The following is an 8,277-nucleotide window of genomic DNA, read 5'->3' as shown; positions in this document are numbered from 1 at the left end:
GCAGCGGAGCACACCGGGGAAGCGCTCGTCGACGCAGACAAGAACCTCGCGGCCGTGCAGCGGATGCCACCGATAGTGGACGACCCGCACCTCGGTACGACGCGCATTGTGACGTGTTTGTGCTTCAAAATCGTCGGAAGCACGAACGTGCGAGAGGCAAGTGGGTCCCACGGCGCGACCTCGACGCGTGCAGCTCGGCGCGGTACTTCAACGGCTGGAAGGACCTCACGCCGCTTCGCCCCGACGGAGACCCGCCCGTGCTCGAGCCGCGGACGTGGCTCCTGAAGACGGGCTGGAGGCTGCGGGGACTCATTCCCACGAGCGCGATACCGGGCACCTGAAGCGGGTCGCCTTGGCGGCGATCACTCCCGTCTGAAACACCGACAGGTTTGGGAAGCCCACTGCGATGCGACCTCGCGGCCTGCGCCCGACAGCCGCGTCGCGAGCGCGCTACCGGGGCGGTCGTCAGTTCTTGCGCGCCGGTCGGGGCTTGGCTTGCGCGCCCTTCAGCAGGTCCCCGAAGGTGCCGAGGCTCTTCGGTGCCGCGCCCCCGGCGGGGGCTGCGACCGCCTCGCCCCCATCCTCGTCGCTCGGAGCGAGCGCGAGCGAGATGCGGTGCCGTTCCGGCTCCACCGAGATCACCTGCACCTTGACGGTCTCGCCGACGGAGAGCGCCTCCTTCGCGTGACGCAGCGGCCGGTCGGTCACGAGCTGGCTGATGTGGAGCAGCCCCTCGATCCCCGGCTCGAGCTCGACGAAGGCGCCGAAGGGCTCGAGGCGCGCCACCTTCCCGGCACGACGCGTTCCCTCCGGAAGCCGCACCGCGAGGTCCCCCCACGGATCACGCTCGAGGGCCTTCAGCGAGAGGCCGATGCGCGGCCCGCGCTTGCCCGCCGTCCCCTCCTCGATCTTGATCACCTGCACCTGCACGCGCTGCCCGAGCTGCAGCACGTCCCCGGGCTTCGTCACGCGGGAGTGCCCGAGCTCGCTCACGTGGAGCATCCCCTCGAGGCCGCCCAGGTCCACGAAGGCGCCGTAGTCCTTGAGCGAGGTCACCGTACCGTCGAGCACGAGCCCCACCTTGAGGTGCGCCTTCAGCTCGGAGGCGCGCGCCGCGGCCTCCTCCTCGAGCAGGTCCCGGCGCGAGAGCACCACGTTCGGCCCGCGCCCGCGTCCCCCCGCCTCGTAGCGCGTGATGCGAAACTGCAGCCGCTGGCCGACGAAGCGCTGCGGGTCCTCGACGTAGCGCGCGTCGAGCTGCGAGATGGGGCAAAAGGCGCGCACCCCCGCCACCTGCACCTCCACGCCGCCCTTGATCACGGCACCCACGAGCCCCTCCACGGCCAGCCCGTGCGCATGCGCCTGCTCGAGCGCCGCGCTCCCGTCGGGTCCCCGACCGAGCGTTCGCGCGAGCCGCAGCGTACCCGTGCTGTCGTCGATCTCCACCACCTGCGCCTCGAGCTCGTCCCCGATGGCCACGGTCAGGGCGCCGCTCGCGTCGCGAAGCTGCGCGGTGTCGATGATCCCTTCGGCCTTCTGGCCGAGGTCCACGAGGGCGATCTCCTCGCCCAGAGAGACCACGCGCCCGCGCACGCGGTCCCCCACCTGCGGACGCGCGCGGCGCTCGCTCTTGGGCTGGGCCGCCTCGAACTCGGCGAGCAGCGTGGCAAAGTCTTCGGTCGGATCGGGTTCACGAGCCATGGCGCACGTCCTCTCGCAGCGAAGCGGCAGGTGCATACCATGGGCGGCGGCCGCGCTCCACTGCCCGTACGCGCAGGCGATCCCTCCCGAGGAAAGAGCTACGGCCCGGCGGGACGGGGCCCTGGCACCGCCCCGGGGGCCACGCCGGCAGCCGCCCCGGGAACCCGGGGGAGCGAGAAGACCGCCAGCCCCGGGTCGCTGACCAGGTCCAGCGCCGCCGGGATCTTGCAGGGCAGGTCCCCGTCGGTCCCGAGGAAGGGCTGCTCGGTGAAGGGATTCGTGGGCCGGGCGCGGGTGACGGCCTCGGGGAGCTTCGCCCCGCGCTCTCCGAGGTCGCGTACCCAGCGGGCCCGCTGCGCGGCGATGAAGCAGCGCCGCTGGTGCCAGGAGGCGATGTAGCGCCGGAAGCCCGAGACGCCGATGCTCACGAGGATCTTGCCGGTCGCGTTGTAGCGCACGAAGTTGAGCGCACGCGAGGTCTGCGAGAGCTGGTCGAAGTACTCCTCCTCGGGGAAGCGCTGACCCAGCTCGGGGGCGCTGGCCGGGCGTTCGGCGAGCCAGACCCGCCGGCGACCGAGCGTCGCCACCATCATCAACGTGTGCGCGCGATCGTACCAGGGCCAGATCAGGCGCTCGGCCTGTCGCTTCTGCGAGGGGACCCGGAAGTCGCGCTCCACGAGCTGGCGAAAGGTGGCGTGCTCCCACCGCATGGCGTGCGGCATGGGGCTCGGCCGCGTCTCGAGGGTGCGCAGCCGCTCGAGCAGCGTGACGCGCTCCGCCGGGTCGAGAGCGGGGCTCGCGAGGACGAAGCCCATCACGCGCACGCTGAAGGTGATCGACGAGGAGACGATCATCGACGCCACCAGGTCCGGTGCGCAGCGCTGCTCGAAGGCGAGCAGGCGATCGACCACGCGGTGCGCGTGTCGCGCGGCCTCGGTCGCCTGGCCCGCCTGAGCCAGCGCCACCGCCTCGAGCCCGAGCAGCTCCACCCCGCGCAGCATACCGAGGTAGCTCAGCCGCGCGGGCTCGTCCGTGTACGACTGCGCCTCGAGGGGCAGGCACCCGGGCGCCTCGAGCGCGCTCCGGAAGCTCGGCAGCGACGGTTCCATCTTGTTCAGCACGGTGAGGAGCGCGACCGGGGCGTCGGGCCAGCGGCCGAGCTTGCTCACGGACGTACGCGCGTCCTCCACCTCCGGCGGAAGCTGACCGTAGAGCTTGGTCTTCGCATCGAGCAGCTTGAGCAAGGGGGGCGACGCCTCGGGCGACTTCGGCAGCTCGAGCGCCACACGGGCGAGCTCCTCGGGCTCCGGGAAGCGCGCGTTGGCGGTCACCATGGCCCAGACGATCATCAGCGCGAACAGCACCGCCAGGACCTGGAGCGGGCGGCGCCAGATGGAGGGCTTCCGTTCGGCGGCGCGGATCTCGGCCGTCGAGCGTCCGCGGCCGAAACCTGGAGTCGCGCCGGTCTTGCTCTTCTTGCTTCGTGAGGATCGTGAGCCCATGGTGCGGGCGGATACTAACAGGAGGGGTGATAGGGCGGGGGTGCTTTGCAGGGCCTATCTGCGGGCGCCGCTCACCGACGGCCGTGGCGTGACGAAGCGCCCGATGACCTCCTGGCCGCGGGTGATCTGCGCCGTGGTCGCGCGGAGCGCCCGGTACTCCTCGCGCGCCTTCGCCAGCGAGCCGGTCGCGACGCCGATCGCGAGCGCTCGAAGCGCCGCGCCGAGTGGGTTGTAGGCCGTGCGCCGGCCGAGCACGAGGGTCGGCTGACCCGCGAGCGCCACCTTCGCGGCGAGGCTGTGGCCGTCGCGGCGCTTGATCGTCACGGTGACCTTCCGGGTCGTGGTGCCCTCCTCGGTGGCCAGCTTGTAGACGACCTTCGTCTCCGTGGGCGTGTCGGTCTTGACCTGGGCCGTGACTCCAGCGGGAAAGGTGAGCCACTTCAGCTCCCGATCCAGGTCGAGCGCCACGTCCGCGAGCTTCCTCTGCGCCGCGGGCTCGAGGATGAAGAAACCGAGCACATCCTGCAGCTCGGCGTACGCCCGGAGAGCCTTGGCGCCGCTGAAATGGGGGGACGGAACGCCTCGCGAGGGGGTCGCCCACGCGTTCGTCGCCAGAAGCAGGACCGTCGCCAGCGTGAGGCTCGTGGTGCGCATGGGATTCTCCGGGGCCAGAAAATGCAAGCCGCATGCCCGGCGCTCGGCGCTCCAAGTGCGAGAGATCGTGTGAGGTGCCGCCGCCCGGGCCCGGCTACGGCGCTGGCCTGGCCCCGGTCGCGAGGCCGGTCAGGGGTTCCCGGCAGGGGCCGGCTGCGGCGGGTCGCGTTACGGTAGCGGCGCCGACGGCGGGTCGCGTTACGGCAAGGGCGCCGAGCCGATCGAGGCCTTGGACTGCCGGAAGAGCTCGCCGTTCGAGATCCAGTAGACATGCGTCGCGTCGACCGCGACGCCGTTCGCGGCGGCGGCGATCTTCTCCGGCGTGCCCCCCGTCTTCGCCACGCGGTAGAAGCCTCCCATGGCGCGGCTCTGGCTGCCGTAGCGGCTGGAGTAGTAGATGTGCGTGGCGTCGTCGGCCAGCCAGCGTGGCCCCGTGGTCTTCACGAGCTCGGTGACCGTGCCGCCGCCCTTCGCCACCTTGTAGATCGCCGTATCGGGCTTGCCGTTGCTCTCGTCACCCGGGGCGAGGTAGAGGTGCGTGGCGTCCGCGATGACGGCTTCGAGTGAGTAGCCCAGCCATTCGTTGCCGTTCGCGTCCTTGTAGAGGCCGGTCTCGGGGGTTCCGCCGGCGAGCGGCAGGCGCACTATCCCCGAAAACGTAACCTTGGTCAGGTCGTTGCTCATCGCGCCGTAGTAGACGTAGGCCCCGTCGAGCGCCATCTTGCCACCGATGCTCCGTGGCGACTTGGAGACGAGCGCCTCGGGGGTGCCCCCTTGCCAGCCCACCCGATAGAGGTAGGTCCAGCCGTCGAGGTTCCGCCTGAAATAGAGGTGCGTGTCGTTGACCGCGCTCGGGGCGGCGTTCGCGAGAATGAGCTTCGGCGTGTCACCGCCGGTGGTGGCGAGCGGCAGCGAATACATCGGGAAGCTGTCCGCTGGATCGTAGCCCACGTCGTTGATGCTGAAGGCCAGGAGCGTGCTCGACCGCGCCAGGTAGAACGGCAGCGCGTATTGCGAGTTGATCGCCGGCGCCACGACGGTGGGCTTGCCTCCCGTGAGCGGGACCTTGATCACCACCCCCTTGGCCGGGATCGTGCTGCCGCAGAAGACGCCGCCCGGAGTGACGACCGGGCTGTAGCCGCAGGTCGGCTCGGTGCCGTCGGACTTCGGCTTGTAGAGCGAGACTGGACCGGTCGCGGTGCCTTGATCGACCTTCGGGCCCGCACCGTCCACCTTGGGACCCGCACCGTCCACCTTGGGACCCGCGCCATCGAGTTGTGGTGTTCCGCCATCGATCTTCGGTCCACCTCCGTCCCCGGTCGCCGTACCCTGCGAGGGGCAAGCGCGCGTCGAGCCCGAGAAGCTGCCCTCCCCGAAGGTCTCGGCCTTCCAGGTGCCGTTCACCGCGCCGTTCTCGACGGTGCCGCTCGCCGTCCCCTTCACCGGCGGGAGCAGGTCCATCGCCAGCGCGGTGCCCGTGAGCTTGCCCGCCGCGCCGCCCGCGAGCCCCGACGAGTAGAAGATCGCGCCGGCGTTTCCGTCGCTGCCCACGACGAGGTTCCAGGTGCCCGAGAGGCCTCCCGCGAAGGTGCCGCAATACCGCGTGGGCGCCGCGCTGCTCGCGTTGCGCAGCTCGAAGGGGCGCGCCTTGCCGTCCGCGCCGGTGCAGCTCCCGCGTAGCACGCCCGCGGCGAGCGTCCCCGTGCAGGAGAAGCTGCCGAGCGCGCCGCTCGCGCTGCCCGAGAAAGTCACCGAGCCTGCGCCGAAGGTGACGCTGCCCGAGAGCGTGATCGTCCCCGCCACCGTCGAGAGGCGCAGCGTCCCGCTCACGGTCCCGTGGCCCGTCTGGTCGGTCTTGCCCGGCTCGTTCTGCACCGCGAGCTCGAGCTCCCCGCTCTCGGCGGCCGGTCCGGCCCACAGACCGGAATAGGTCGTGGAGGTGGTCGCGGGCGGCGTGGTGGTGCTGCTGTCCTTGCAGCCGGACAGGGCCAGCGCGGTGGCGCAGGCGGCTCCGAGCACTCGGAGGCTCGTACGCAACCCCGAGCCCTGGTGCCGGCTGTTCGACGTTCGATCGTGCGTGGCGATGGCGTGCTGCATGGTGCGTTCTCCCCGTTCCCCTGGATGGTTGCTCTCCCCGCGCGCGCCGCGGAGGGCGAGAACGATATCGCGCGCCATCGTGGAGGAACAGGGGGTCGCGAACGCGTGTCGCGAACGCGTCGGCAAGGCCCCGAGCGCGACCGCGCGCTCAGGGGGCGAGGAGCGAGGGCGCGTTCTGCGGACGCGGGACCCGGGGATGCCACGGCGTGCGGCTGAAGGTGCCGTCTCCCATCGGGGTCGGGCCGAGGGCGCGCTTGGCCGCTTCGAGCTGGTCGCTACCTAGCGCGATCACCGCCGCGTCGAGGTTTCCGCGCCCGCGCGCGCCGACGATCTCCCGGAGCTGCGAGACGAGGCCCTCGCCCTGACCGAAGAAGATGGGCGCCAGCGACGCACTCCCCAGACGGTGGCTCATCGCGCGGACGAACTCCACATAGGGGTTGTAGGTGTGATTCGCCGGGCGCCGGATGCCAAAGCGCGCGAGCGCGACCTCCTGCGCGAAGTACTCCGTGGCCCCCTCCATGAGGCGCCGGTAGCCCTCGCGCAGGGCCTTGTCCCGCGCGGGGTCGCCGGAGCCGCTGGTCACGGCGTAGGTCTGGCGGATGAAGCTGTCCGACAGGGCGTGGAGCACCTCGTGCAGGTGGGTCGTCACCTGATAGGCGCTGAAGTGGTCGGAGAGCACGGCCTCTCGTTCGGTGCCCTCGAAGGCCGAGGAGGTGCGGCCCGCGCGCCCGACGCCGGCGAAGCCCACGAAGCCGCCCCGCAGGCGCTCCCAGAGCTCCCCGGCCGATAACGTGGCGTCCGACCCTGCCGCGCGATCCATGGCCTCCTCGAAGCTCCCGTCCAGGTAGCGCTGCAGATACGGCCGCCGCACCGCGCGGCGATCCCGGCTCTCCGCCAGCCGACCGTCGGGCGTCAAGCCCCCCGTGAGCCGGTCCGCGCCCGGAAGGACCTTGATCAGCACATGGTCCGCCCGCACTCCCAGGTGGACCCGGATCGCCTGCGCCACCTGGCGCTTCTGGCGCTCGAAGCGCGCGCGCCGGACGGCCGCCGGCTGACCCAGCATGTGCAAGTGGTCGGCGGCCACCGTCTCCTCTCCGTGGCTGAAGCGGAGTCGCACCGTCGCGGCCCCTCCGTGGGGATCGGGCCAGAGCCCCGTCACGGTGGCTCGCTCGCGCCGGCCGCTCACGGGGTTGTGAAGGCGAAACGTCTGGCCCACGGCGAGGCCCTGCAGCGTGCCGAGAGGGATGCGCGCGAGGGCCGCCTCGGCCGCACCGTCGCGTCGGCCGGGCGGGCGCGCCGTGGAGTCCTGCCGGCGCACCTCGCGCTTTCGCCCCTTCCAGCGCCAGGCGCGTCGGTCTTGCACCCTCTGGCTGTGGCCGGTGCCGTCGTCCACAAGGCGGTAGCCCTGCGCCTCGGCGCGTAGGTCGTAGTACTCGCTGGCACCCCGCAGCGGCTTCAGCTCCTTTCCCGACGGCGACACCGTGAAGTACACCTCGTTCATGCGTCCCACGTGCCCGCCCCCGCGGAGACGATAGAGCTCGAGCGCCAGCGTGCCGGCGGGGAGGTGCTCGCCGTGGCTCAGGTCGTCCAGGCGGAGCGAGACCTGCCCCTGCGGACCCCACGCTCCCTCGACCACGATCGGCCGCGCCTGCGCGACGCGCTCGGCCTGCGCTTCGCCGACGAAGTAGCGCGCCAGCGCGAGGGCCAGCGACTCACCGGCGCGCCTCTCGAGGGCGTGCCCCGGCACCAGCCGCCCCGCGAGGCGTGCCAGCCGGGAGAAGCGGTGTTCGCTGACCTCCTTGACGCTCCGCCGACCCGGCGACGCGACGAAGTAGCGGGTCTCGCGCTCCACGTCGAGGCGGCCGGGGCGCTCCCCCTGGACGTGCGTCGCCCCCACGAGCCGGCCGTCGGGCAGTTCCCGCAGCTCCGTCTCCACCCGCGCGGAGCGAAAGGACGCCGTACCAAAGAACCAGTCCGCGATCACCCGGCTGTTGAGCAGGGGATCTTCTGCGCTGTGAAACGGTCCCGCGTGGCGCGGGTGGAAGAAGTTCCGCCGCGCTTCGTCCTCGGGCAGAAAGTGTGGCGCGAGCGGGGGCAGCCCGGCCTTGCCGTAGACCACGCGCGGCGCCTTGCTCCCCACCGGGTCCGCCTCGTAGCGGCCGTACTCGGGCGGGGTCTTGGCACCCGTCTGAGACCTTCGCTCCCCTTTGCGCGCCTCCGCCCCCTGCCCGCTGGCCGCGACGAGCACGAGGAGCAGCGCGACGACGCGCAGTACAGCCGGAACATACGGGAGGCGAGAGCGCATGCCACTCGGGATTGCACG

6 protein-coding genes are annotated in these 8,277 nt (G+C 71.7%); 1 reads left to right on the top strand and 5 read right to left on the bottom strand.

Going from position 1 to position 8,277, the window contains the following annotated elements; all coding sequences use genetic code 11:
• The first annotated feature begins 113 nt into the window (after window positions 1–113).
• Window positions 114–341: a hypothetical protein gene (locus IT371_15840; protein ID MCC6749133.1), complete on the top strand. Its 228-nt coding sequence runs from the start codon at window positions 114–116 to the stop codon at window positions 339–341.
• 124 nt (window positions 342–465) lie between these two features.
• On the opposite strand, the gene IT371_15835 is transcribed toward IT371_15840, so the two are convergent.
• The 5 genes from IT371_15835 to IT371_15815 all read right to left on the bottom strand — a co-directional run bounded on the left by IT371_15835 (window position 466) and on the right by IT371_15815 (window position 8,259).
• On the bottom strand, window positions 466–1,701 hold the full coding sequence (locus IT371_15835; protein MCC6749132.1) for a S1 RNA-binding domain-containing protein: 1,236 nt from the start codon (window positions 1,699–1,701) through the stop codon (window positions 466–468).
• A gap of 98 nt (window positions 1,702–1,799) precedes the next feature.
• Complete coding sequence (locus IT371_15830; protein ID MCC6749131.1) at window positions 1,800–3,203, bottom strand: hypothetical protein; 1,404 nt, start codon at window positions 3,201–3,203, stop codon at window positions 1,800–1,802.
• 54 nt (window positions 3,204–3,257) lie between these two features.
• A complete protein-coding gene (locus tag IT371_15825) occupies window positions 3,258–3,857 on the bottom strand; it encodes a hypothetical protein (protein ID MCC6749130.1) in 600 nt (199 codons plus the stop codon).
• A gap of 198 nt (window positions 3,858–4,055) precedes the next feature.
• Window positions 4,056–5,954: a hypothetical protein gene (locus IT371_15820; GenBank protein ID MCC6749129.1), complete on the bottom strand. Its 1,899-nt coding sequence runs from the start codon at window positions 5,952–5,954 to the stop codon at window positions 4,056–4,058.
• A 148-nt stretch (window positions 5,955–6,102) separates the two neighbouring features.
• Window positions 6,103–8,259: a hypothetical protein gene (locus IT371_15815; GenBank protein ID MCC6749128.1), complete on the bottom strand. Its 2,157-nt coding sequence runs from the start codon at window positions 8,257–8,259 to the stop codon at window positions 6,103–6,105.
• Window positions 8,260–8,277 lie beyond the last annotated feature (18 nt).

The organism is Deltaproteobacteria bacterium (assembly GCA_020848905.1).
Lineage (GTDB): Bacteria > Myxococcota_A > Polyangia.
Note: the sequence above shows the minus strand (reverse complement) of the source record. Positions and strands in the feature narration are given on the sequence as shown.

Excerpts from the sequence above, each read along its gene's own strand:
- IT371_15825 (MCC6749130.1), bottom strand. The coding sequence starts at position 3,857 with ATGCGCACCACGAGCCTCACGCTGGCGACGGTCCTGCTTCTGGCGACG.
- IT371_15815 (MCC6749128.1), bottom strand. The coding sequence starts at position 8,259 with ATGCGCTCTCGCCTCCCGTATGTTCCGGCTGTACTGCGCGTCGTCGCG.
- IT371_15830 (MCC6749131.1), bottom strand. The coding sequence starts at position 3,203 with ATGGGCTCACGATCCTCACGAAGCAAGAAGAGCAAGACCGGCGCGACT.
- IT371_15835 (MCC6749132.1), bottom strand. The coding sequence starts at position 1,701 with ATGGCTCGTGAACCCGATCCGACCGAAGACTTTGCCACGCTGCTCGCC.
- IT371_15820 (MCC6749129.1), bottom strand. The coding sequence starts at position 5,954 with ATGCAGCACGCCATCGCCACGCACGATCGAACGTCGAACAGCCGGCAC.